25 protein-coding genes are annotated in these 23,188 nt (G+C 34.1%); 18 read left to right on the forward strand and 7 right to left on the reverse strand.

Annotation, left to right across the window (positions count from 1 at the left end):
- Nucleotides 1–100 precede the first annotated feature (100 nt).
- The 4 genes from DSQ20_RS04650 to DSQ20_RS04665 are packed head-to-tail and all read left to right on the forward strand — an operon-like array spanning nucleotide 101 to nucleotide 3,640.
- Nucleotides 101–2,152 (forward strand): hypothetical protein, encoded by a 2,052-nt coding sequence (locus tag DSQ20_RS04650; RefSeq protein WP_179366212.1) that lies wholly within the window; start codon nucleotides 101–103, stop codon nucleotides 2,150–2,152.
- A gap of 21 nt (nucleotides 2,153–2,173) precedes the next feature.
- Nucleotides 2,174–2,614: a hypothetical protein gene (locus DSQ20_RS04655; RefSeq protein ID WP_179366213.1), complete on the forward strand. Its 441-nt coding sequence runs from the start codon at nucleotides 2,174–2,176 to the stop codon at nucleotides 2,612–2,614.
- Nucleotides 2,604–2,858, forward strand: coding sequence for a hypothetical protein (locus DSQ20_RS04660; protein ID WP_179366214.1), 255 nt, complete (start codon nucleotides 2,604–2,606; stop codon nucleotides 2,856–2,858). Before DSQ20_RS04655 ends, DSQ20_RS04660 begins: the two co-directional genes overlap by 11 nt.
- Nucleotides 2,855–3,640, forward strand: coding sequence for a hypothetical protein (locus DSQ20_RS04665; RefSeq protein ID WP_179366215.1), 786 nt, complete (start codon nucleotides 2,855–2,857; stop codon nucleotides 3,638–3,640). Before DSQ20_RS04660 ends, DSQ20_RS04665 begins: the two co-directional genes overlap by 4 nt.
- A gap of 85 nt (nucleotides 3,641–3,725) precedes the next feature.
- On the opposite strand, the gene DSQ20_RS04670 is transcribed toward DSQ20_RS04665, so the two are convergent.
- A complete protein-coding gene (locus tag DSQ20_RS04670) occupies nucleotides 3,726–4,031 on the reverse strand; it encodes a hypothetical protein (protein WP_179366216.1) in 306 nt (101 codons plus the stop codon).
- Nucleotides 4,028–4,825, reverse strand: a complete 798-nt coding sequence (locus DSQ20_RS04675) for a winged helix-turn-helix domain-containing protein (protein ID WP_179366217.1) — start codon at nucleotides 4,823–4,825, stop codon at nucleotides 4,028–4,030. The genes DSQ20_RS04670 and DSQ20_RS04675 overlap by 4 nt, the downstream gene beginning before the upstream one ends.
- Before the next feature lie 93 nt (nucleotides 4,826–4,918).
- Here DSQ20_RS04675 and DSQ20_RS04680 point away from each other — a divergent pair, with 93 nt between their 5' ends.
- A complete protein-coding gene (locus DSQ20_RS04680; protein ID WP_255458371.1) occupies nucleotides 4,919–5,395 on the forward strand; it encodes a hypothetical protein in 477 nt (158 codons plus the stop codon).
- Nucleotides 5,396–5,429: 34 nt separating this feature from the next.
- Entirely contained in the window at nucleotides 5,430–7,682 is a 2,253-nt protein-coding gene (locus DSQ20_RS04685) for a beta-propeller domain-containing protein (protein ID WP_179366218.1), read from the forward strand.
- A 65-nt stretch (nucleotides 7,683–7,747) separates the two neighbouring features.
- On the opposite strand, the gene DSQ20_RS04690 is transcribed toward DSQ20_RS04685, so the two are convergent.
- Nucleotides 7,748–8,227: a hypothetical protein gene (locus DSQ20_RS04690; protein WP_179366219.1), complete on the reverse strand. Its 480-nt coding sequence runs from the start codon at nucleotides 8,225–8,227 to the stop codon at nucleotides 7,748–7,750.
- Nucleotides 8,228–8,790: 563 nt separating this feature from the next.
- On the opposite strand from DSQ20_RS04690, the gene DSQ20_RS04695 reads away from it, so the two are divergent.
- Both DSQ20_RS04695 and DSQ20_RS04700 read left to right on the forward strand, forming a co-directional pair.
- Nucleotides 8,791–11,163 (forward strand): hypothetical protein, encoded by a 2,373-nt coding sequence (locus DSQ20_RS04695; RefSeq protein ID WP_179366220.1) that lies wholly within the window; start codon nucleotides 8,791–8,793, stop codon nucleotides 11,161–11,163.
- Nucleotides 11,164–11,525: 362 nt separating this feature from the next.
- A complete protein-coding gene (locus DSQ20_RS04700; RefSeq protein ID WP_179366221.1) occupies nucleotides 11,526–11,888 on the forward strand; it encodes a response regulator in 363 nt (120 codons plus the stop codon).
- Nucleotides 11,889–11,945: 57 nt separating this feature from the next.
- Here the strand turns inward: DSQ20_RS04700 and DSQ20_RS04705 are convergent, their stop codons facing one another.
- Nucleotides 11,946–12,437: a hypothetical protein gene (locus DSQ20_RS04705; RefSeq protein WP_179366222.1), complete on the reverse strand. Its 492-nt coding sequence runs from the start codon at nucleotides 12,435–12,437 to the stop codon at nucleotides 11,946–11,948.
- Between the two features lie 36 nt (nucleotides 12,438–12,473).
- On the reverse strand, nucleotides 12,474–12,602 hold the full coding sequence (locus DSQ20_RS10695; RefSeq protein ID WP_255458373.1) for a hypothetical protein: 129 nt from the start codon (nucleotides 12,600–12,602) through the stop codon (nucleotides 12,474–12,476).
- Between the two features lie 91 nt (nucleotides 12,603–12,693).
- On the opposite strand from DSQ20_RS10695, the gene DSQ20_RS04710 reads away from it, so the two are divergent.
- The 7 genes from DSQ20_RS04710 to DSQ20_RS04740 all read left to right on the forward strand — a co-directional run bounded on the left by DSQ20_RS04710 (nucleotide 12,694) and on the right by DSQ20_RS04740 (nucleotide 19,438).
- Entirely contained in the window at nucleotides 12,694–12,927 is a 234-nt protein-coding gene (locus tag DSQ20_RS04710) for a hypothetical protein (RefSeq protein WP_179366223.1), read from the forward strand.
- A gap of 110 nt (nucleotides 12,928–13,037) precedes the next feature.
- Entirely contained in the window at nucleotides 13,038–14,393 is a 1,356-nt protein-coding gene (locus DSQ20_RS04715; protein WP_179366224.1) for a hypothetical protein, read from the forward strand.
- A gap of 286 nt (nucleotides 14,394–14,679) precedes the next feature.
- On the forward strand, nucleotides 14,680–15,279 hold the full coding sequence (locus tag DSQ20_RS04720) for an ammonium transporter (RefSeq protein ID WP_179366225.1): 600 nt from the start codon (nucleotides 14,680–14,682) through the stop codon (nucleotides 15,277–15,279).
- Complete coding sequence (locus tag DSQ20_RS04725; RefSeq protein ID WP_179366226.1) at nucleotides 15,276–15,716, forward strand: hypothetical protein; 441 nt, start codon at nucleotides 15,276–15,278, stop codon at nucleotides 15,714–15,716. The genes DSQ20_RS04720 and DSQ20_RS04725 overlap by 4 nt, the downstream gene beginning before the upstream one ends.
- Before the next feature lie 344 nt (nucleotides 15,717–16,060).
- Nucleotides 16,061–17,551, forward strand: a complete 1,491-nt coding sequence (locus DSQ20_RS04730) for a sialidase family protein (protein ID WP_179366227.1) — start codon at nucleotides 16,061–16,063, stop codon at nucleotides 17,549–17,551.
- 92 nt (nucleotides 17,552–17,643) lie between these two features.
- Nucleotides 17,644–17,814: a hypothetical protein gene (locus DSQ20_RS04735; RefSeq protein WP_179366228.1), complete on the forward strand. Its 171-nt coding sequence runs from the start codon at nucleotides 17,644–17,646 to the stop codon at nucleotides 17,812–17,814.
- A 751-nt stretch (nucleotides 17,815–18,565) separates the two neighbouring features.
- Complete coding sequence (locus DSQ20_RS04740; protein ID WP_179366229.1) at nucleotides 18,566–19,438, forward strand: hypothetical protein; 873 nt, start codon at nucleotides 18,566–18,568, stop codon at nucleotides 19,436–19,438.
- Here the strand turns inward: DSQ20_RS04740 and DSQ20_RS04745 are convergent.
- Nucleotides 19,433–20,212, reverse strand: coding sequence for a winged helix-turn-helix domain-containing protein (locus DSQ20_RS04745; protein ID WP_255458374.1), 780 nt, complete (start codon nucleotides 20,210–20,212; stop codon nucleotides 19,433–19,435). The two genes, DSQ20_RS04740 and DSQ20_RS04745, sit on opposite strands and share 6 nt — an antisense overlap.
- A 71-nt stretch (nucleotides 20,213–20,283) precedes the next feature.
- Here DSQ20_RS04745 and DSQ20_RS04750 point away from each other — a divergent pair, with 71 nt between their 5' ends.
- Together DSQ20_RS04750 and DSQ20_RS04755 are read left to right on the forward strand one after the other, a co-directional pair.
- Complete coding sequence (locus tag DSQ20_RS04750; protein WP_179366230.1) at nucleotides 20,284–20,589, forward strand: hypothetical protein; 306 nt, start codon at nucleotides 20,284–20,286, stop codon at nucleotides 20,587–20,589.
- Nucleotides 20,590–20,689: 100 nt separating this feature from the next.
- Nucleotides 20,690–21,358 (forward strand): type II CAAX prenyl endopeptidase Rce1 family protein, encoded by a 669-nt coding sequence (locus DSQ20_RS04755; RefSeq protein WP_179366231.1) that lies wholly within the window; start codon nucleotides 20,690–20,692, stop codon nucleotides 21,356–21,358.
- On the opposite strand, the gene DSQ20_RS04760 is transcribed toward DSQ20_RS04755, so the two are convergent.
- Nucleotides 21,330–21,944: an ArsR family transcriptional regulator gene (locus DSQ20_RS04760; protein WP_255458375.1), complete on the reverse strand. Its 615-nt coding sequence runs from the start codon at nucleotides 21,942–21,944 to the stop codon at nucleotides 21,330–21,332. The two genes, DSQ20_RS04755 and DSQ20_RS04760, sit on opposite strands and share 29 nt — an antisense overlap.
- Before the next feature lie 74 nt (nucleotides 21,945–22,018).
- Between DSQ20_RS04760 and DSQ20_RS04765 the strand changes: the two genes are divergently transcribed.
- A complete protein-coding gene (locus DSQ20_RS04765) occupies nucleotides 22,019–23,182 on the forward strand; it encodes a hypothetical protein (RefSeq protein ID WP_179366233.1) in 1,164 nt (387 codons plus the stop codon).
- Nucleotides 23,183–23,188 lie beyond the last annotated feature (6 nt).

Consider the following 23,188-nt stretch of genomic DNA (forward strand, 5'->3'; position numbering starts at 1 on the left):
CTTATCAAAATATTTGTATGATTTTGAGAAATTAATAAAAAAACACTTATGCGTAATTCTTAAAAACAACCCATTTGGAATTTTTATGAGGAAAATTAGTGTGAATTCCAAATTGTTAGTACCAGGATCTTTATCTGTTCTAGCTCTCATTGCAATATCATTTACCCCGCAAATTTTTGCAGAATCATACACCTATGATTATTATGCAGGCTCCTTGAAATTTGATACTATTCTAGATGACCTTTCCTGTGATTCGATAACGCCAAATCCAACGGTACATGTTGCCAATTCACTTGACATTGATGGTATGGATGATCATTTTTTCATTATTTTGGGAAAAACTGACTCTGGCAAGTATCATTACATGCAAATCCAGCTTCCAGACAACAATGGAATCGAGGACAAAGAATCATACCTATTGGATTTTAGAAACGATACTGCAAAGATAAGAGGAGAACTGTTCCAAGACTATGATCAAATGGCAATATACCTTGAAACAAATGACAAATCTCAAAATATGGCTGAGCAAAACTACAAACTATTTCTCACAGGAGACAGCAAGAATGTTTCTCCAAGCGCATACAGTTTGGGATCCGGTCAGTACAGTCTTAATGCAGTATTGTTTCAATCAGATAGATCAAACTGGCTTGCAGATGAGGTCTGTGCAGTTTTTGTACAATGGAAAGTATCTGTTGATGATTCCGGAAACATAACGCCAGGTGAATTAAAAACACAGGTAGGCAGAATTTATCCATCTGAAACTGACAGTGATGCATTGGCAGAAACAGACAAAATCATAGAACAAGCAAACAAAAAACAATCAGAGATACCAAATCAAAAGTTTGAACTTCCATCTGTTTACCAGATTCCCTATGCTGTTTTAGACAAGCAGGTGTACACATGGGGAGATTCAGTAAATATTCATGTGGTGTCTCCGCTTGATAACAAAGATTCAAGTGTCGTTGAGACTTTGCAGCCAAACAAAATGCTGTTCCCTTTTGCAATACACACAGATTCGCAATTTAGTACATTGAATGACTATTCCCTAGTTGAAACAGGACCAGACACAGGAATATTTGAGGGGCAAGTAATGATTGTAAAACACGGAGTTAACAAAACAGGCGGAACAGGACCACATGATGGAATTCTTGAGGCCAACTCGTCTACAAAAAATATTTCTGTATCGTTTGAAATTGATTCAAACACCATAACTAGCTACCATGGCCAATTCACACATGATGACGATCCAGATCCTCCACAACACTTACTTGTAAATAGAACATATTCGGTATATCCTGCCATACAGTTTCACTGGACCGAGTCAACCAGTCCATATGACGCAAATGGAATTGTTACTGTAAATTATCCATCTCAGAACAAATCTCCTGTTGTCATCGAAACAATAGATGTTCATTTTTACTCATATGATGATGATGGCGTGTATGCGGTATTAACTGAGACAGATCCTGATTCGGGATTGTTTGAGGGAATGCTCTCAGTGACAACTCGCGATTCTTTTACCAAACTTACATTATCAGAGAGTGAAACTACATACCGAAGTGTAGGAGTGAAATATTTAGTTAATGATGAATTATCACAACACATGGAATCAAAATCACTTCCCTTAGTAAATTTACTTAAACGTCAATCACACGTTCAAAACAATACATCTTTTGACTCTTTAGAATTAAATACTGACAAACAGTCTTACTTGCCCTCTCAACCAATACTTGTGTTCGGCAAATCAAGTCCTGATGACATTATACATGTTATTGTAGAATCTAAGACAAGCTCAATGAAAAAATTCAAACAAGTTCAAGCTAACGAAAATGGTTCATTTGATGTAGAAATAATTTGGGCAGACCATGCTTCTTCTGGTTCTTATGATGTACATGTTGTAAGCACAAGCAACGATCAACAAAAAACAAAGCACATAATGATTGTAAGTCTTGAGGATTTGGAATCACGGAGCTTTCTTGTTCCACCAAAACAACAATTTGAGATGGGAATACCATATGATCAATTAGTATGCAAACAGGTGTGGAAGCCAATTCTAAAACCTGGGGGTGAATATCCTGCGTGCGTTGAGCTGCCTACCTATCACAAACTCTTAGAGCGAGGATGGATGACAGTTAGTGCGATAATGAACTGATTCTATTTTACAAATAAGAAAATGAAAACCAGATACAAAATTATTATTATTGCAGTTTGTGCTTATTTTGGAGTCTTTTTTGGTCCTGTAGCTGCAAGCAATGTTTACTGCGATTTTATTTCACACGAAATGTGTACATCCAGAATCACTGGAGTCGTCTTACCACCATTTAATCTGATAATACCAAGCTTGCCAAGTAATGATTGTTTTGTAAACCATGATGGAATAATGGAGCCTTGCTATGACGAAGCAGGTCTTTTGGAGTGGCCGTTTTCTCCTCGCATGGAAGATCATCTAGAAAGAGATTGTGATGAGCAGTGTACTGACGTTGGAAAACTCCCTCCTTGCACTAGTGATAGAACAGCATGTTTTAATCAAGATGCTAATCTATGTGATCCTTCTGGATGGAAATGCGATAACACTGAAGGAGTGTTTGAGGAAATTATAGAAAATGAAAACTAGAACTATAATGTCAATAATAGGAATTATTATTGCAATAGGGGGAATGTTAATTTTTGTTATTGATGACTATTGGATTCAAAGTCATAATGAAAAAGTGTTAAAGACAATAATGTTTGATTGTTTTAATTGGGGTGGCAATTCTAGTGGTAGTGATGTTTTAAGATTTATGAATGGTACTCATTTTATTGATAATGTTGATTGCAGATGGCTCCCTAACGATGAATTTGCCAGTGAACTAAAATGAAGACAAAACTATTGATGCTTCTTGGAATTGTTTTTATCGGAATTTTTTTTATTATTGCCTTGGATAATCTGTCAAGTATTTCGTCTTTCTTTCAAACTTCTTTTCCTGCACATGTAAAAAATAATCCACTTAGTCATCATTTCATGATTTCAGATTTGCAAAATACAAAGGAATACATGGTATTTGCTTCTAAATTTCCTATTTATGATGAAGGTATTATTCATACTGGATCTGTATTAGAGTACAAAGTAACTGCAAGTAATAATCAAACAGACAATCTTTTGATTTTGGATCTGAAATATTATGTACATAATGATAAAATCCATGCAGATATTCGTTGTTCTGTACTTGGACCTGATGGTATTTTTCATATTTCTCCAAACAATTCATATGATGACAGAGTGATAAATTTCATAGAGCATACTGATTGTCTGGAAAAAACCGCAAACAATTCTCTTGATACCAATTTAACATCATCAATACGCATTCAAACTGACAAGGAAACATACAACACTCATGATGTGATTGTTATCTCAGGTTCTGTAGACCAAATGATTCCAGATGCTAAAATGATAATATCAATATCTAATCCTTTGGGAAACATCATTGCAATTTCACAAGCAAGCGTAGTTGATGATAGATTTGTAGGACGTTTTCAAATAGATGGGCCATTATGGGAGCAAAATGGAATATATACAATATCTGTTCGTTATGGTGAAGAAAATACAGTTAAAACAGAATTTCTTTTTTTGTCTGATTTGTCTCCTGATGAATTGTTATAATGTTAAACCTGAATCATTGTGAGTCATAGATATGTTCAAATCTGTTAGAATTTTCATTGCATAGAATCAATTGTTATTTTAAACCTCATGCATAGCAGCAAAAAGTATTCCACAGATGTATGAATGCAAGTACGATTGCAAGAACTGATGATCCTGCGATATGACGAGCCCATCTAAAATCATCCAGCGAAAAATAAATAACAAAAGGAATTGTTATAGAACCTACAATCATACAGTAAAACAGCAAATCCTTGTACTTCATAGCGTTGTTAAGATGTGATGTGACTCCTAGATTACTTTCAATTACATTATCAAACATCATCTGTGACCAAACAGACAACACAAAGGATGATGCCAGAATTACAAGCAGCACAAGAATTATTTTTTTCATTTGCCTTTTCTTTTCTTGAGCCACCGTGTCAGCACTCTTTCTAGAATTATGCCAATTCCTATTACTGCAATTGGAATGATTATGGAAAGTACAAACGGCTCAATTGACTCCGTACCCGTTCCGCCAAACGGTACTGGATAGACTGTCCTGTCAAGTGAGACAGAGCCTGTGTTTGCAGCTATTTCGCCAGATTCTTTTAGCAAGTCAAATTCTACACCTGAGTGCGATGGCATAGGTTCCGGTTCAGGTGTTGGTTCGCCACTCACTACCAAATTAGCATCTGTATCTGTTTGTGATGATGACCACTCTGTATCTTTGTTTGTTGCTCTTTCTCCACTGGTAAAATCATTTTGGCCTGTTTGGTGAATAGGCATATTGTTGTAATTGGCATCATCAGGCTTTACAATGGCCCATGAAACAAGACCTGCCATCCCGATAGCTACAAACTTTGAAAATTTCTTAAATGAATTTAGTAATGGGTGTGCAGTTTTTTCTGTCGGAACTATCAGAAAAGACTGTTTGGTTGCCAAATAATACTTCATGTCTTGCCCTTTTGCAGATTTTTCAGTCTTGGTTACCTTGACCATGCCTACAGTCTGCATTCTTTTCAGATGATGAATCACCAGAGCCAACGACATGTCTGTTTTTTGTGCAATCTCATTTGCAGTCATCTCAGTTCCATTTGAAATCCGTCTCAAAATTTTTCTGCTAGAATCGTTGCTGAAAATTTCTCCAAGCAGTTTTATTTTTTCATCTTCTGAAGAAATAATCTCTATATCGTCTTCATCTGCCATTGCAAATAAATCCTCACATATTATGAATTAAATGTTCGGTATAATTCAGATTTAATCAAACGTTATAAACAAAACCTAACCTACTACTATCTAATGAGTAAAAATTTTAAATTATTTCTGAATCACAAATCTGTGGAAAGAACAAGAACAATCAATACGTTTGTGTTTGGAATATTTTCAATCGCTGTGCTTTTTGCTGCAACTGAAATATCATACGCAGAATCGCAAAGCATCACACCATTAAATGATGAGATATCCCTTCAAAAAACAACAACCACAATGAGTGTGCCTGCAGATAATACATTACCGTGGGGTAAAGTGTGGGGTACAGTTGATGATCCTGCACAGGACTATCCAGTGATAATTCAGTTTTTTAATAAAGAAAACGGCAATATCCCTGTACATGTAGCCCAAGTTCCAATAAACAGCGATAACACATACGAGTACAAGTTCCGAGTACGAGATATTGATCTAGAAACTGGAAAGGCAACAAACATCTTTGCAGGAGATTATACTGTAAAAATATTCAAGGTTGTAAACTTGCCACATGAGGATCTAGATTCAGTTTAATTTTTTTGGTAGATATGAATTTGGAGGAGAAAAAATGACAAAAAACTTTTACAAAATAATAATTCCAATAATTGCAGCAATTGTCATCATTGGCTCTGCTGGATTGTTTTATGCATCTAGTCTTGATGAGAAAAAACCTGATGCAAAATCATACTCATTTGACTATGAGATTCCACCAGTTCCTGTAACCAACACAATTACGATTGAGGGAACTGATCAGATCAAAAAGTTCCAATCAGAACTTGAAGCAAGGGCGTTTTTGGAATCATTTTCACAAAAGACTGATCCTAATGACGTCTTCAAGTATCCAAGACCTGCAATGCCAATGCACAGTGGTGGAGTTGATTTTGACTTGGCTGTAAGCAGAGAACCAACACCTGAACCAAGGGCCAACACTGGCGGCGTAAGTCTTGACAGGACTGTCTATCCTACGCCATTTAATGGCGTCAACCAATGGAGTTCTGCGGATGAGGAATATTCGGCAACAAACATTCAAGTACAAAATGTCGACGAGCCAGACTATTTGAAAATTGATGGAACATATGCATACATGGTTGCAGAAAAGACACTTTCAATAATGCAGGTGTATCCACCAGAGGAGGCAAAAGTTCTGACCAAAGTTGCACTAGATATAGAATCACAAAACATCCAGCACCTGTTTCTAAATGGTGACAGACTGGTAATCTTTTACCACGAATCTGGCTATGAGGAAGAGATATTGCCATTTGAGTTTGTACCGCAAAAAGTTGGCAAGCCAAAGACACATGCCATTATAGTGGACGTATCGGACAGAGAACATCCAAAAACAGTTGAGGATTATACTATTGATGGTAGTTTTCGCCACGCAAGAATGATTGGAGACTATGTGTACTTTGTGACATCAAGTGACATCAACTATGACTACCCAATAATACCACGAATAATGGAAGACACAAGAACGGTCATGGTTCCAGACATATTTTATTTTGATTCTTTTGAACGAGATTACCACTTTAACACAATTACTGCAATGAACATTTTTGAGGATAAGATAAACTCTGAAACATTTTTGATGGGAGATGGAGGAACTGCATACGTTTCTGAAACAGGATTCTATATTGCATACCAAAAAAACATGCATCCTGCATACTATGATGTCTTTAAGAAAAACTCTTTTTTTGACATAGTTGTCCCGATGCTTCCAAAGGAAGTTCAGGCAGTAATATCTCAAGTGGAAAATGATGATTCACTTGACTGGAATCAAAAATGGAATGTAATCTCTGATGTGTTGCAGGATTCATTTAATAAAATGCAGCAAGACCAAAAAGAAAAACTGATCTCAGAAATTGAGAAAAATGTATACGAGTATCAAGCAAGGGCAAGAGAATCACTGCAGTCCACCATCATACACAAAATCTCACTTGATGCTGACAAGATAGAGTACAAGGCAAAGGGTGATGTTCCTGGATGGCTCTTAAACCAGTTTTCAATGGACGAGCACGAGGACAGGTTCAGAGTTGCAGTTACATATGATCACTATTCATACGGAGAGGGAAGCAGAGAATACAATGCCGTATATGTCTTAGATGAGAAACTAGATGTTGTAGGAAAAGTTGATGGGTTGGCTCCTGATGAGAGTATCTATTCTGCAAGATTCATGGGTGACAGGTTATACCTTGTGACATTTGAGCAGGTTGACCCATTTTTTGTAATTGATCTGTCACAGGACACACCAAAGGTTTTGGGTGAGCTCAAAATTCCAGGATTTTCAAACTATCTACATCCATATGATGAGGACCATGTCATTGGCATTGGAAAACATACTGAAGAGCGACCAAATGGCGGTGTGCGACAGCTTGGAGTAAAGATAGCACTGTTTGATGTCTCTGATGTAAACAATCCAAAGGTGCTTGATGATGTAGTCTTTGAGAACAGCGACTCTCGCACAGAGGCTGCAGAGGATCACAAGGCATTTTTGTTTGATAAAAGAAACGGCATATTATCAATTCCAATAGAACAAACAAACCAAATCAAAACTTCCTTTGGAACGCAGCGGGAGTACTGGTATGGCTTTTATGTGTTTCATCTTGATACCCAACATGGAATAGAAGTACTTGATTCCATAAAGCACTATGATGACAGGAGTGATATTGACATCCACCTAAAGCCGCGTTCGTTTTACATCGGCGATGTATTGTATACTGTATCCTCAAAGGCAATCAAGATGAATGATATTAACAACATCCGCAACGAGATAAACTCTATTGATCTTGGTCATACTGGCATGCTTGTCAACAACTTGAGATAAATTTTCAAAAAACTGCACTGGTTTTTTAGATATTACATTTATGATACTTGAATCAAATTATTTGTTTATTTTACTCCATACTCATTTAATAATTTTGAATTGATTTCATTTATCTTATTTTCAAAATCTGTGACATTTTGATTTAACATTTTGGTTTCAGATAAATGATAATCGTAGAGTTCTTTGTGAGAATCATACAAATCCTGGAATTTTTTTAAATCACGCGTTAGTGATTCCAAGCTATTTGGATCTGCAAGTAGTTTGTCTAGTTTCTCTTTTTCTGCGTTTGTAATTGCTAATTCTGCTGCAACACAGCCTCCAACCTTGTCTTTGCCATACTTGCTGTTATCTTTGCTCCAATATCTATTGAGAGCATCTTTTGCTTTTATTTCATCACATGACATTTTTCTCATTTCTTCAAGTTCTATTGCAGCATTTGGCATTGCCGTGTTAAACTGATATGATAAAATAATTACAAACAATCCCATTACGGCAACAAGACAAATAATTGGAATAATCCAAAATCGAAGAGTATCCTCTTCCATGATTTGCTTTTATTTTTTACGTATTTATTTGCTTATAATTCAATAAAAAACAGTTAATTTTTTACAATTTTGATAATCGTTTTTTCTAATTCTTGCCTATATTATGAATTTAAGAATGATCAGATTAAAACTATCATTATGTTTGCTGTTTGTTCTTTTTTCTAGATAGTCGCACTATCAATAATTGATGTCGTCCTAAGGTGCTTTTTGACCTAGTTCTAAGAAAAGTTCCGCAGCATGGGCAATGTATTTTGTCATATTTTATGAAGATGTTACATTTTGAACATCTTTTATGGCCTAATTCATAATGACTGTTACACGAATTTGATTTTGTAATCTTGTATCTGATGCAAATTCCTTTACATGCCATATATCTAATTTGAAAATATTATTTATTAATAAATTTAATTTACTTTTCAACAATTTAGTTTTTATTTCTTAACAAATTTTTACAATTTAAGATTAAAAGAATTTATGAATATCATATTTGAATAAAATGTAATGTAACTAGGTTTTTGACGAACTAAAAAGATAATAAGGTAACTATTTGACATGCAAGTAAATTGTCAGAATTAGGAACTCCAACGTTTAAAATTAACACAAGAATTCTGTTTGCGGGAATATTTCTTATCTCTCTTTCTGGGCTGGTGTTAGAAATTGCAATAACTAGGATATTTTCTGCTGCCATTTGGTATCATTTTGCATTTGTTGCAGTATCTGTAGCACTAGTTGGTCTTGGATCATCTGGATTGCTGGTTCATTACAGATTAAAAAAAATCAAAGAAAATTGGGCACATGATTTGACTATTGCCTCATCTCTTGGAATTTGCATAATCCTTCCAATAACATTGTATGTGATGCACTCACTTGCATCTCAAGTGGTATACCTGCCACTGTTTATGTTCTTATTTTCAATTCCGTTCTTTTTTGTAGGCGTTGTCATATCTACGGCATTTAGTGCATTTGCCCAAAATGCCGGAAGACTATATGCATTTGATCTAATTGGTGCCTCAGTAGGTTCACTGTCAGTTGTCCTGTTTTTATCATTATTGGGAGGCGAAGGTACTGTGCTTTTAGTTGGAATAATTACAGCTGTATGCGCAACCGTCTTTTCAGTGACGATAAAAAACAAAAAGAAAATAATTATCTCAATTGCATTTGTTGCGTTTGCTGCATCCTTATTGGGAATTCACGAGACAACTCAGGTGTTTTCGATTCCGACTGACCCTACTGCAAACAAAGATCTACCAATATTTTTAAGAGAAAATCCTGGTTCTCACATTGCAAATACACAATGGAATTCTTTTTCAAGAATTGATGTAGTTGAAGGCATATCTGGAAACTGTATCCCTTCACTGGATACAAGAAATCCCTCTCAATGTGTGGATGAGGGAGTGATTGCAAAAATCTTCATAGACGGTGGAGCAGGAACAAATATTATTTCATGGGATGGCAATCCAGATAGCAGAAAAGAACTTTCTTCATGGATGCAGTATCTTCCGTTTAAAATGATTGATGATCCCAAAGTTCTGATCATTGGTTCTGGAGGAGGTAGAGACGTTATTGCAGCAATTGCAAGTGGAAGCAAAGATGTAACTACAGTTGAGATAAATCCAATAATTTTTCAGACTGTCAGAAGTTATGGTGATAGAGCAGGAAATCTATATGATCATGAATATGTACATTCAAACGTAGATGAAGGAAGAAGCTTTGTTTCAAGATCTCAAGAAAAATTTGACATCATCTATATCCCATTTGTTGATACGTGGGCATCTGTGTCTTCTGGTGGATTGGGAGTATCTGAGAATTTTCTTTACACAAAAGAAGGGTTTCAAGAATATTATGATCATCTAAATGAAAATGGTAAGGTTGTATCTGTCAGATGGCTAATAGATTCTCCAAGATTTGTAACTACATTCATACAATTATTGGAAAATAATGGAATTCCACTAAAAGACACCTACAAGCACATCATAATTGCTACATCTGAATCAACTACTAAAGATCCAAGTGTGACAATGGTCATTGTATCAAAATCTCCTTTCACAGAATCAGAGATATCATTTTTGTCTGATTCATTTATTAAAAATGGGTACAAGCAAATTTTAGTTCCAGGAAAAGTCATGATGGAGCCATATCCTTCCCTGTTTGAGGGTGATGTTTCATTTGAAGAATTTTATTCAATGTATTCCACAAAGGTTCATCCCGTAACAGACGACAGTCCATTTTTCTTATCTTTTGAAAAACCACTCCCATCAATTTTGGAAACTTTACTGTACATATCTATAATCATAGTGTGTGCTTTTCTTGTAATTCCATTTATTTGGCTAAGATCATCAGAGAAAAAATCAGAACTGGCCATATCTAGCGTTGTAATTTATTTTGCCGCACTGGGAGCAGGGTTTATCCTAATTGAATTAGCGTTACTGCAAAAACTTATTCTTCTTTTAGGAAATCCTACAATGACCTTTGCAATTTTGCTTTTCACGATGTTGCTTTCAAGTGGGATAGGTAGTTTGATAAGTGCTAAAATGATTAAAAAGGGAACAAAAAATCTTACTTGGGCAATACTTGGAATTATTGCAATCGGATTAGTGTATGTGGTATTACTTCCTGATATGATCTATTCTGTAATTGCTGAAAACTTTGCAACCAAGGTTGCAATCAGCGTAGGATTGTTATTCCCAATAGGGTTTTTGATGGGCATTCCATTACCTACAGGAATGAGGGTTCTCAAATCCAATTTTGCAAATCACATACCATGGATGTGGGCAATTAACGGAGCGTTTTCTGTGTTTGGAGCAGTGTCATCAGTAATACTTGGAATAATTCTCGGTGCATCTTATGCGATGAGTTTGGGAATTATAATTTATCTTGTAGCACTTGGAATCTCATTGAGTTGGAAGAAACAAACTATACAAATTCAAAACAAATGACTAATCGTCATATGTCTCGCGTTTCAATTATCAAAATTTGATTTTGGAAGCCAGACAGATTATTCTCCTGTGGAATGGGAATGTCTTGGTAGGAGAACAATCAACTGCTAATGTCTAGATTTGTTGGTCATCCAGCTTCCACAATATTAGATTCGTTGAATTTAATAAAATTTTGGAAAAATATGTAAAAATCAATAAATTGTATGTATTTAACAGATTCTTGTCTGGTCACAGTAATTATCTTGTAATTAATTGCGTTTGATTTTATCTTTAGTTATTATAATTTTGTCTGTCACATATTGAATTATCTAGTTTAACTACAACTACATTAAATAATTACGATGTTATGATTATCATACATTATGGTTAATTGTATTGTAATTGATGATAATCAAGACATCATCGACGTATTTTATGATCTGTTAAACATATCTGGAATACAAGTCATTGCTACTGGTAATGATGGCATGCAGGCAGCAGTTCTATATGAAAAATATCGTCCAGATGTTATTTTTATTGATTTGATAATGCCAAAATATGATGGATTTTATGCAATTAAAAAAATAAGAGCAATAGATCCAGACTCTAAAATAATCATAATTACAGGAGACCTTACTATGGATGAATCATACCTTCTTGATTCATACAAGATAACTGCTGTAATTTACAAGCCATTTGACATGAATATGGTAAAACAAGCCATAGCAGATGCATTTTTAGGTTAACATATTGGTAAACTAGATAAAATTAATCTACATTATCAAAATAATGCCGTCTAGTTTTCATTTTTTCAATTTCCTTCTTATCTCTTCTTTGTACAAGATCAGTGGCAATATTGCATAAAAGGCAGCAAGTAACGTCAAACGTAAATGTGCATTTGAATCCAAATGCAGTGGAATTTTCTCAAAAACTTGGTATTGCCACTCTTTTCTCATGTCATTTACCTCATAAACAAAATGAAATGTGCCTTCATAACTTGTAATTACAGGATCCACGGTGATTTCCGTACCACCGGGGAGTGGTGGGGCTGTAGTGAAATGCTGAGTAAACATTCGATTGCTAAACTCATCATCGCTATTACAGTTTCTTTGAAGTATTCTGTTCCAAATTTTATCTCCAAAGGATACATCTTCTACAGAAAATTTATTTTCTCCACAAAAACCCGGAAGCTCCAAGTAAAATTCCATAATTTCTCCTTTTACATATGCATTTTTGAAATCATGTATTGTAATGTCGTATTTTTCAGCATTGACATAGTTGGGGATTAAAACCATCAACATCACAATTAGAACAAGATAATGTTTCATAATTTACTTCATAATTGTTGAAAGATACCATGTCAGTAATCCTAATCCAAATAAACTTCCAATCAAGATTACTCCAAATTTGATAATGTCATTTAGATGATCAGATGGAATGTGAATTGGCCAAAAAGTCATGTTATTTTGAAACTAGAATTAGAACTAAAATGTATCGAATCTAGATGGTATATTAGAACACTTTATGAACATCTTAAATCATTTTCAAACAATGCAAGTGTATTTTATCAAAGAAGTGCAGGCTTTTGAGTATGTAACTTTTACAGAGTTGAAAATAGACAAACAGTCTGATTTTTGCTGTGAGAAATTAAAAAAATATGTTGCAATGGTAAAGTCTTGGAGCAGCAAGATTGGAAAATTCTGCATTGTAGAAAAAGACATTCTTGTGGAAATTGATTACTGTCCATTCTGTGGTGAGAAAATTGAATACATTTCAGTGGAATAACAGAACTATTCCTTTCTAAAAATATCAAATTGATAAATTTGTAGAATACTTTAAAAACAATCAAAAATTCGAAATTAATATTGCAGTATGGTATGAAATATTTTATAATTTTGAGCGTGTTTGTTGGAATATCATTAATTCCGACAGTTTACGCTGCTGAAAATTACATCATAATGCCATATGCTGAAATAGAGCCAGTAATAGATGGAAAATTTACTTTTGAATCCGAATGGAATGACGCTAAACTGATCAAATTCCAATCAAATGGGCATGACTTTTACATGCAAACAAAACAGGATGATAACTTTGTTTATTTGTTCTTTGATGGTGTGGATTTTCAAACGGATCCTACTGATAACTCTACTTCAGTGAGATATCAGGCATTGAGTTGCTTTGATGTCGATGCTGACAAGGCAGATAAAAAACAACCAGATGATTTTTGTCTGATACAAACTATGTATAATGAGTTTGGAGAATTAGTTAAAACTGAAAATGCCGAATTAAAATATACTGCAGATGGTGAATCCCTAGACAAAAGTATGATATATGATTATGAAGCAATGTGGGCATTTGGTAATGAGAATGACGAGTTTGAAAAATTAAACCACCTTTCATATGAATTTAAGATTCCAAAAGAATCCGTAATGTCAAAAGACCGCTTTGGTTTTAATTTCAGAATGTATTTTGGAAGTGCATCAGATGATCTAGTCCAGTTATCTGATGGAGTGATGTGGCCGCCAGAGTCTGACAAAGACAAGCCATCAACATGGGGAACATTATCTATGACAAAACAAACACTTTCACCGCTAAAACAAACCAAATCAGGAATTCAAGCACATAAAATTCAGTGTGAGTCGGGATTGGCTTTAATTGAAAGATATGACGATTCAGCTGCATGTGTAACCGTTGCAACAAAATATGTCTTAATTGAACGAGGATGGGTAAAAGAAATTGATCTTTCTTTTTGTAATGATTGGTGCGATAAAGAGGAATTATTAGAAATGGGTTGTACTGAATCTTTACTGGATTATCTCCACAAAGATTCAAATTTTTTTGATGATGTAGGATTTTATCACTATGGTTTTGGTGGCCCTGATGTTCCAAATGGGGTCACCGAAGAAAAATATGTAGAATGTGCAGATTTTGTCTATGAGAAAAGAGCCACATCAAACTCTAAAATTTTAGAACTTTACAAAAACACGCCTGAAATTGTTGCCTTTTATGAAAAATATCCTGATATACAAGAGGAAGTTGTAAGTGATCATATCTCGTATATTGCAAGAAGCGCTGATGGGTATGAATTTCGAATGAATCTAAATTTTGATAAAAATCACAATGTGACTAGTTTTGATTTTCATTGTTCTGTTCAACGTGAACATCAGTGGGAGCATCAATTGGAACTCGATCCACAGGATATTCTAGGACATTTGCTAGACTCTGAGTTAATGCAAAAAATTCATTGCTGATTGAAATAAAAACTAACAAAATATCAGAAGAACTTATGAATATGTGAACTTTGAAATTATGTGTGAATCAATGCAAGAACATCTGCAAGAAATATCCACAGGGAAACAAAAGCAGAATATACCGAGAAGGAGGTAGTTTTTGCAGAAACTGTGACTATTATTTTGAAGAATCAATAATACGATGTCCTTGTTGTAACACACTGGTAAGACATTCTACTAGAAACAGAAAAAATCATGAAATGTTGCAGAGAATATGAAACAATTTGGAGTTGGGGGGAGTTAGAAAATGAAAACTATATTTTTGATCATTCTTGCAATATTTCTTGTAATACTTCCATGGGTTCAAGGATTGCATAGCGGAATAAATAACGAAGTAATAGTAGATGGAATTACAACTAGTGCAATTGTTGTAATGATCATTACATTGATTATTTCTTTGATGTCTTGGGGATTGCTTTCATGGGCATCAAAAAACATTTCATTTTCAGGAATCTTGCTTGGAATTATCTCAGGTGCATCTCTGATAATTCCGTTTCTTAATATTCTAGGACCAATGGCTGGAGTGATTGTCGGGGTAATTGCAGGATTTGTTGCATTTATGCTCCAAAAAAAGATGTTAAACCCTGCAAAAAATCAACCTCTGATAATTGCTATAATCATACTTGCTACAACATATTCTATCTTGTTTACTGTATTTTTAACGACTCAGTCATCTACGATATGGGATACGGATGTGGGCATAGGAGCATGGACTGGAACTACAGAGGGGTTGGAACGTCCATCTTTTGCCAGTATTTTGTTGCATCATACTGAGATTATTTTCATTCCAATAGTAATTGTATCCATGATAATGACGGGATTAATAATTAGAGGTGAGAGAAAATGAAAACTAGACTTTTGATAATTGCTACACTTGGTATCGTTTTATGCTCTGTAATTTTCTATCTGTATTATCCTTTATCCTATAATGAAGGAATAAGCATAACTGTTTACGAAGATCCTACCTCATATGATTCATTTTCTGATAAATATTCAATTTATCAATTACAAGAAGATGATTTTAAAAAAATTCCAAAAATAAAATACATGATGGATATTTTGCTGACAAGAGATAAAACTGTAGGTGAAAAGCATATTATTCATCTTGGTCCTGATAACACCAAATATGAAATAAGAGCAAATCAAAATGAATATAGTGTCCAAGTTGGAATGCCTGAATCTGAACTTGATGACTACGATAAATGGGTGGAAGGTAAATCCACATATTTGTTTGAATATGAAAAAGTTCTTTTCCAAGTTTCTAATTGGAAAAGAGTGAGTTAATTTAAAATGAAAATTAGATTCTTAATACTTGGTGCGACAATATCTCTGTGTTGGGTATTGCAATAACGATATTAACTTCCATAGAACCTTATCTGATTTATGTCAGCATTCTTGTTTTGATTGGCATTGGAATTTACTCTTTAGTTTATTTTCTAAAAAGGAGAATTATAAAATGAAAACTAGATTTCATGCTTATCTGTATCCATTTCTATCCGCAAAATGGTGGTGAGTTCCTATGATGTGGAATCGAATTTTTTCTTTCCCTAAAAATAGTTAAGCCCTAAGAGATTTGAATCGGGCCTATGAGTAGTAATACTTATGAACTTCATAATTTGAGCAAAATTGTGCTTAAATACATACTAATTTTATCTGTAATTTTTGTAGGGATTGCAATCTTACCTGCACATGCTAGCACTGAATTTACACCATTTCAAAACATTAGTAATAGTCCAAATGACTCTGTTAATCCATTTGTAGTTACTGATGGCAAAAATATCTTCATCACATGGTCTGAATTTTCAAACGCAAATCACTCTGCAGATATTCATTTTTCAAAAAGTACTGACGGCGGCATTACCTTTAGTACTCCAAAAAATATTAGCAATCAACATGGAAGTTCAATTGCTCCGTTTATTCATGTTGATGAGTCTACAATTTTTATCACTTGGACATATAGATACCAAGATGATCACTATTCAGAGATTTACTTCTCCAAGAGTACTGACGGCGGCATTACCTTTAGTGATCCTCAAAAAATTAGTGATGCTACATTTTCATATTCCTCAAGACTTGTCACTGACGACAAAAATATTTTTGTTACTTGGAGTGATATCACTTTTTCTAATGAACGCCATTATGAAAACATGGAAGTTTTCTTTTCAAAAAGTACTGACGGCGGCGTAACATTTAGTTCTCCTATGAATCTTAGTAACAATAAAGAATTTTCATCATATTCATCTATTGTGACAGTCGGCAAAGACATTTTCATTACATGGACTGATTCAACAACTACTGGAAGCTGGATTGTCTTCTCAAAAAGTACTGACGGCGGCATTACCTTTAGTGCTCCCCAAAAGATTAGCAACGAAAATGGGTTCTCAGACGCACAATCTATTATAACTGACGGAAAAACTGTCTTTACAGCCTGGAACTATCGTCTAAAAATGGAATCTCAATACGATATTATTTTTTCAAAATCTAAAGGTATGGTGAATTCTACTGAAAATAACTCTGAGAAAATATCTGATGATTACATTGATTCAAAAATACAATCAGATATTGCTAACAAACCAGAACCTGAAAATAAAATTGAATTGACACCACTCAAAAGTCTCAAATGGATCGATGAAAATGATGCAAACTATTCAGTTAATGGATTGGGTGTTTTTAGACTTGATAATTCTGAATTGAATGTCAATAAGGAATTAATCGATATTCCCGTTGTACATGTGTGGTCTGATACCGATCCTAAAGGAATTATGGTAGATGTAATTGAAACAGGTGCTGATACGGGAGTATTTTATGCAGATATTTCATTAGTTACTGAACCCTCATCGCATCTTTCACTACAAGTATCAAATGGAGATTCAGTGACTGTATCATTTGATGACAATCAAACCTTCAAACTAACTGATACGGTTAAAATTGCTTCAAAGAATTTATCCCCACTAAAGCAAATAGAGTTTGGAATATCTCCAGATGAAATTACTTGTAAAGAAGGACTAGAACTTTTAATCAAAACTGATCACAGACATCATCCAATATGTGTTACTCCTGATACTAAATCAAAGATGATTCAAAGGGGATTGGCAATGACGATACAAACAGCTAATTGAGAATTTCATTATTGCATAATATTTTACTCTTAATGGTGAGAATAAAAGGTCAGAATACTTTATGAGCCTCTTAAAATTCCCTAAGTTCAATTATGAAATTTTCTACAACTAAGGTTAGGTTTAGTATTCTTGCAGGACTTGCAGCATATGGCACATACAGGCTCGTATTTGACATCATTGGAGTTGGTACTGCCTTGCAGAACTGTCATTTATCTTCAGAAGGAACCATTAATGTAATTTGTTATCTTTTTGGATTGAGTTAAATGAAAACTAGATTATTTTCCTTAGGTGTGATTTTGTTGATATCTGGACTTGTGCTTCTTTTTTCATACCCACTACGTCTGATGAATTCCATTGTACTAAATTATGAGCATGCCCTCTTGATTGGTTTTGTTTTGATTGGTGTTGGAGTGTACTTGATCGTTAAGAGAGAGAAAAGAAAATGAAGAATAGATTTCATGCCTATCTGTATCAATTTCTATCTCTGAAATGAATATAGTTCATGTAGTCCAAAAATCAAATCTTTATTGATTTGAATATTCAATAATGTATAAAATTGAAAATTAACTTCGCATAAATTTTGTATCTTTACTGATGATTTATCAGTGAATGTTATATATGAAAATTTTAGCCCTCAAATGTGAAGGGCATTTTTATATTCAGTATCATTATTTTTGCATCCATTTTTACAATTAATCCAATATTTGGAGAGTCTCAAGTTGAGTCCAGTAACCAAATCACATTATCAGGCGATCTTGCAAATAATCCTATAGCGCAAGATATTTTAAAAAAAATCGAACAGTCAAAAAACAAATTGCACAAATCCAGCAAAAAAATCAAGAGCAAAACGAGGCACAACAGAATCTAGAGAAAAAGCGCTCAGAAGCGCTTGCAATTCTTCAAAATGATCTCAAAGAATGGGAAAAATTATGGGAGGAATTTACGTTTGAATACAAGTTTGCGCAACAATCTGGAATTTTTTGGGACCAGTACAACTTTACAAATACAAAAATCATGGCAGGACGTGATGCACTACAACAGGTTCTCAATCAAGGAGGAAATGCAGTGCAAGCTCGTGAGGCTTATGCAGAAGCTGCAAAAATAAAGCGCTCTGAGATGATTGCTGCAAATATTATATTTAACGTGCAATACGGTCTGGCACTTTACAGCCAACAAATTTTATTTGATTCAGACGGTCAATTTCACGATATCATATCAGGTGATCAATTACGCAAATACTATCAAGATTACAGACTAGACCCTGCATATCTTAATTCCAATCTAAAAGACGAGATATCTTGGACAGAAATGTCCAAAGACATTCAAGCCGTATGCAGAGACGGATTTGTCTTGGTATATCGTTTTCATTCAGATGATCACATTTGTGTAACCGAGCAGACTGCCGAGTTATGGGTGATGAGAAAAATGGGCAATATTTTGTTTAGCGAATCAGCTCAAAGCACAGATACTCCTACCATTGAAAAATTAAAACAGGACAGGCTAGATGAAAAAATCAAAAACATCAACAACAAAATCCTATCTGTCTATGATGCATATGCTGAAAAAATAAATGATGTAAATAAAAAATATCGATTGCTTGCCTCAGATTATGAATCTCAAAGAAGAGAAGAAGAACAAAAAGCAATATCAGAATATAGGGGCTCATCTGCGCAGGTGCTCGACCAAAGAATCAACGACATACGAAAAAACTACGAGTCCCTTGATGAAAGCTTAACGCAAGAACAATTTAAGACATTTCAAATCCTCGAAATAAATCATAAACAGAGCATGGAGAATTTTATACAATCCTTTGGAACATTATCAGATGTAAAGATAATTTGGAATTCTGACAAATCTCAGTATGAGGCAGTACGGATTGATTTATGATTGATTTGTAGTTGTTATTGTTTCTGGATCTTTTTGTAATTTCTGTATGAGGTTGTTAAAAACCACAAATGTGATTGCCGCACCAATGCCTGCAAATATCAACAATGCAATAATAGTATCAGAGCCTGCTAAACTTGATACACTGGCATATGGATCAAAATAGGGGGTTCCTGAGCCCGCACCTGGATTTGAAACTACAGAATCTACCTTGGTTTTTGCCATGTATAATGACTCATCTACGGAATCAGCAATTCCGGTTCCTGAAATTTTGATAGGCAAATCAAATCCCAAATACCAGCTTTTGATAGGGTTTAGCAATTTACTTTCTGCAGATATTACTAGCAATGACAATGCAGAGATAATTCCAATTCCAAAAAATCTGGAAATAGAATTAAAGGAACGTATTAGTGATTTACTCTGTCTTGTTTTTTCTGTAATCTTTGATGGTGTGATTATGATTGCAAGTTTTGATGTTTTATAGTAATTCATGTTTCGTGCCTTTGAATTTTTTTCAGTTTTTGAAATACAAATAAGATCAATTTGTTGCATTTTATCCAGATAATGTTTTACAAGCTGCAAAGACATGTTTGTTTTTTGTGCAATCTCGTTTGCAGTCAATTCGTTGTGAAATAATAAATTTAAAATTGTTATACTAGATTTATTTGAAATAATATTTGCCAACACTTTTAATTTTATATCATCTATTGAAAAAATATTTACAGAATCGTCTGTTATGGAATTTTTATCAATCATAGGTATACTATAATACGTCAATCTAGTATGTAAATATTAGTAAAATAATAATTTCATCAAACCCTTTATGCAAAATTCACGTAGTTAATTCAATGAATAAAAAAATAGTTGCAACAGGAGTGATGTTGAGCGTATTGATGTTATCTTCTGTCAGCATGGCATTTGCACAGTACATGCCGACTCAGGGACAAACCGGACTTGATGACCACATAAAACTCTCTCAAGAGAGAGTGAAAATGGCGCAGAAAAATCCAAGTTTGGGCTCAGGAACTCCAATATTTGCATTAGACGGAGTATTGGGCTCAATGGTTTTGTCCATTGGCGTCTTTGGTGGAATTGCCGCTGCGCTTTTTGTAAAGGGACGCAAAGGAAAATACGCTGCCATGGGAAGAGGATAATCTTCCATTTTTTTATTTTGATATAATTATGTGACTGAGTTAATGATAAATTTTCAATTAAATGGAATGCCAAATTAACCAGAACTAATCAATCACATTATTGATTTCAGAAATTCATGATTTTAACCCAAAAACTTGGCTGACGCCTTTCCAAAGAACCGGCATATTCTATCTTCTCAAGATGGGGCTATTTTATCATGGATTGGGAATGATTTTGATGTATTTTGGCTCATATTTTGTCTCAAGTGTAATCTCTGACTATGAAATTCCAGACATTCCAGTATCTCTGTCTCTTACACTGAGTTCAGGATTGCTAGAAGAATCAGTATTTTTTGGAATGCCGTACTATTTTACAGGAAATCCAATAATCCTTCTTGGTTCTGGGATTATTTGGTCTGCCGCACATCTGTTTAATTCAGGGGTTTTTTCAATTGAAACGTTATCGTATGTAGGATTTTTATTTACAATACCGCACATATTTTTTAGCATTAGAACATGGATTAGCAAAAAGGGTTGGTTTGCAATCCTATTTCACTCTATGTGGAATTTTTTTATTTTGATTTTTTATTGTATGTTGGGATTCCGTCAATGCAATGTTGTCAATGACATGTTTGATATTTTAAATTTGATCATGGCAATATCTGCAGGAGTTATTGTTTATCTTGCATATCAAAACAAGAAAAAACACATCAATCAATTTTTGTATCTTATTCCAAGTTGTATCATTGTTTTTGCGCTATTTATTTGGTTTTCACAGACTGTTTTTTAAATTTCTTAAATTCTTTGTATGATTTTATAATATTTTCCATGTATTCCTCTAGGCTTTTTTGCATTCCAGGAATCTCATCATACAACTCCATCAAAAGTTTTTGATACTGTGGATTTGCAGATAATATTTGCGAGCTAAGCATAATTAAAATGTCATGAGATATCGCATCTTCTCCTTTTCTGATTTTATTTATCTGGTTTTCTATTGCACTAAAATAATCTAGATATTTTCTAAACAATTGTTTTGATTTTTTCAAGTTATTATCAGATACATCAAATCCTTCTTTTGCAAGATCCTGTTGAAATTCCTTATGCTCAATCCACAATAAAAAATAATTTTCAATTTTTTCTGCAAATTTTTTATCCTGTGAATAACAAACTATGATTCCATATATGGTGGGGCCATACTCTATTTTTTTTCTACCCTTTCTTTTTGATTCATAGACTCTAATCTTTCCAGAATTGCTTAATTGCTTGAAATACCTGTGAATTGTTCCAATCGGGATTTTGGTCTTGGCATTTGCAGAGTATAAGGTAAGAGGGCCATTATCCATTATTGCTCTGAATATATCCGCAGGTGTACGCACAATTTTGGATATATCCGTCATAATCTATGTATTTGATAATAATGGATATATCTATTTCTGTGGATATATTAGTAATGAAATATGTAATTTTAGCACTTTTAGTGGCATCTGGGTTTATGCCATTTGCACAAGCTGCACAGCTTGACGCCAAAATACCTGCAGATGAAAATGTCATTGAACCATCATTTCAATTTTTGAGAGTCATTTACATCGAATATCCAAATGGCGGAGAGATAGCAGAACTACTAAAAGGAAAATCTCAAACGCTGTCATTTAATGTAGATTCAAAAACTACAGACATGTTTGATTTGACAAATAAAATAAATCAAAATTTAAAATTAATCCCAAGTGATGCATTTGTCACAGATATTAAAGTAAATTATCAAGCAATACTTAGTGGTAATGAAAATTCTGCAGTAATTGAATATAAGATAGAATTGATTCCAACAATTACAAATCATGTCATACAAAGACAGAATGAAAAAAGTATGATAGATGCAAACTGGAGAGGAATCAAACTAGAACAGCCAATAATAATTGATACTAAATACGGATCATTTGACATTAACAACCCAAAATCAGCATTGGAAATACTGGCACCTGATGTAATGGCAAAAATAGAAGATAAAAATATCAAGATACTTGAATTGCCTATACTTGATGCAAGTGGGATATTGAATCTGCCACTGCATAAATGGCATTCACTGTTTGATAATACTGCAATCATTCCAGGTTCTACAGAGTACAAATTTTCTGGCAAATACGTCATAACACATTATACAATGGGAGAATGTAATGTAGAAATTGGTGTATGTAATGATAGAAAATGGAACCAAGACTTTGTAACAGATAAAAACTATTCCATAAAAATAATAGAGTCACAAGATGATGCATCCATTACAATTGAAGGATATGCAGATTCGTCAACTTTTGAAGGAATTCAAATCTTTAACACTAGTCTCAAAAATACTGTTAATGATAAAACGGAAACAGGATTTCCTACAGGTGTGATGTACGGTATGGCAGGCATGGCAGCCATTGGTGGAATTGCCATGTTTGTAATCAGTAACAGGAAGCTAAAGCATGACAAAGATCAGGGCCAGACAGGAATAGATCCATCACATTTGAAATCATATGAGACTAGTAATTCTGCGGGAGGTTACAAGACAAACAGAGGAGAATCACATGTGATTTCATCTGAGACAAAGATGCCTATCTCTCATCGTATTTCAGACTAGTTATTT

Origin of the sequence: Nitrosarchaeum sp. AC2, assembly GCF_013407385.1 — an archaeon.
Lineage (GTDB): Archaea > Thermoproteota > Nitrososphaeria > Nitrososphaerales > Nitrosopumilaceae > Nitrosarchaeum > Nitrosarchaeum koreense.

What these genes read in the sequence shown, in the direction of transcription:
- DSQ20_RS04680 (WP_255458371.1), top strand. Translation starts at nt 4,919, where the DNA reads ATGAGTAAAAATTTTAAATTATTTCTGAATCACAAATCTGTGGAAAGA.
- DSQ20_RS04720 (WP_179366225.1), top strand. Translation starts at nt 14,680, where the DNA reads ATGAAAACTATATTTTTGATCATTCTTGCAATATTTCTTGTAATACTT.
- DSQ20_RS04765 (WP_179366233.1), top strand. Translation starts at nt 22,019, where the DNA reads ATGAAATATGTAATTTTAGCACTTTTAGTGGCATCTGGGTTTATGCCA.
- DSQ20_RS04710 (WP_179366223.1), top strand. Translation starts at nt 12,694, where the DNA reads ATGCAAGTGTATTTTATCAAAGAAGTGCAGGCTTTTGAGTATGTAACT.
- DSQ20_RS10695 (WP_255458373.1), bottom strand. Translation starts at nt 12,602, where the DNA reads ATGACTTTTTGGCCAATTCACATTCCATCTGATCATCTAAATGACATT.
- DSQ20_RS04675 (WP_179366217.1), bottom strand. Translation starts at nt 4,825, where the DNA reads ATGGCAGATGAAGACGATATAGAGATTATTTCTTCAGAAGATGAAAAA.
- DSQ20_RS04750 (WP_179366230.1), top strand. Translation starts at nt 20,284, where the DNA reads ATGAATAAAAAAATAGTTGCAACAGGAGTGATGTTGAGCGTATTGATG.
- DSQ20_RS04700 (WP_179366221.1), top strand. Translation starts at nt 11,526, where the DNA reads ATGGTTAATTGTATTGTAATTGATGATAATCAAGACATCATCGACGTA.
- DSQ20_RS04665 (WP_179366215.1), top strand. Translation starts at nt 2,855, where the DNA reads ATGAAGACAAAACTATTGATGCTTCTTGGAATTGTTTTTATCGGAATT.
- DSQ20_RS04705 (WP_179366222.1), bottom strand. Translation starts at nt 12,437, where the DNA reads ATGGTTTTAATCCCCAACTATGTCAATGCTGAAAAATACGACATTACA.
- DSQ20_RS04740 (WP_179366229.1), top strand. Translation starts at nt 18,566, where the DNA reads ATGGCAGGACGTGATGCACTACAACAGGTTCTCAATCAAGGAGGAAAT.
- DSQ20_RS04690 (WP_179366219.1), bottom strand. Translation starts at nt 8,227, where the DNA reads ATGGAAGAGGATACTCTTCGATTTTGGATTATTCCAATTATTTGTCTT.
- DSQ20_RS04725 (WP_179366226.1), top strand. Translation starts at nt 15,276, where the DNA reads ATGAAAACTAGACTTTTGATAATTGCTACACTTGGTATCGTTTTATGC.
- DSQ20_RS04735 (WP_179366228.1), top strand. Translation starts at nt 17,644, where the DNA reads ATGAAATTTTCTACAACTAAGGTTAGGTTTAGTATTCTTGCAGGACTT.
- DSQ20_RS04670 (WP_179366216.1), bottom strand. Translation starts at nt 4,031, where the DNA reads ATGAAAAAAATAATTCTTGTGCTGCTTGTAATTCTGGCATCATCCTTT.
- DSQ20_RS04685 (WP_179366218.1), top strand. Translation starts at nt 5,430, where the DNA reads ATGACAAAAAACTTTTACAAAATAATAATTCCAATAATTGCAGCAATT.
- DSQ20_RS04660 (WP_179366214.1), top strand. Translation starts at nt 2,604, where the DNA reads ATGAAAACTAGAACTATAATGTCAATAATAGGAATTATTATTGCAATA.
- DSQ20_RS04655 (WP_179366213.1), top strand. Translation starts at nt 2,174, where the DNA reads ATGAAAACCAGATACAAAATTATTATTATTGCAGTTTGTGCTTATTTT.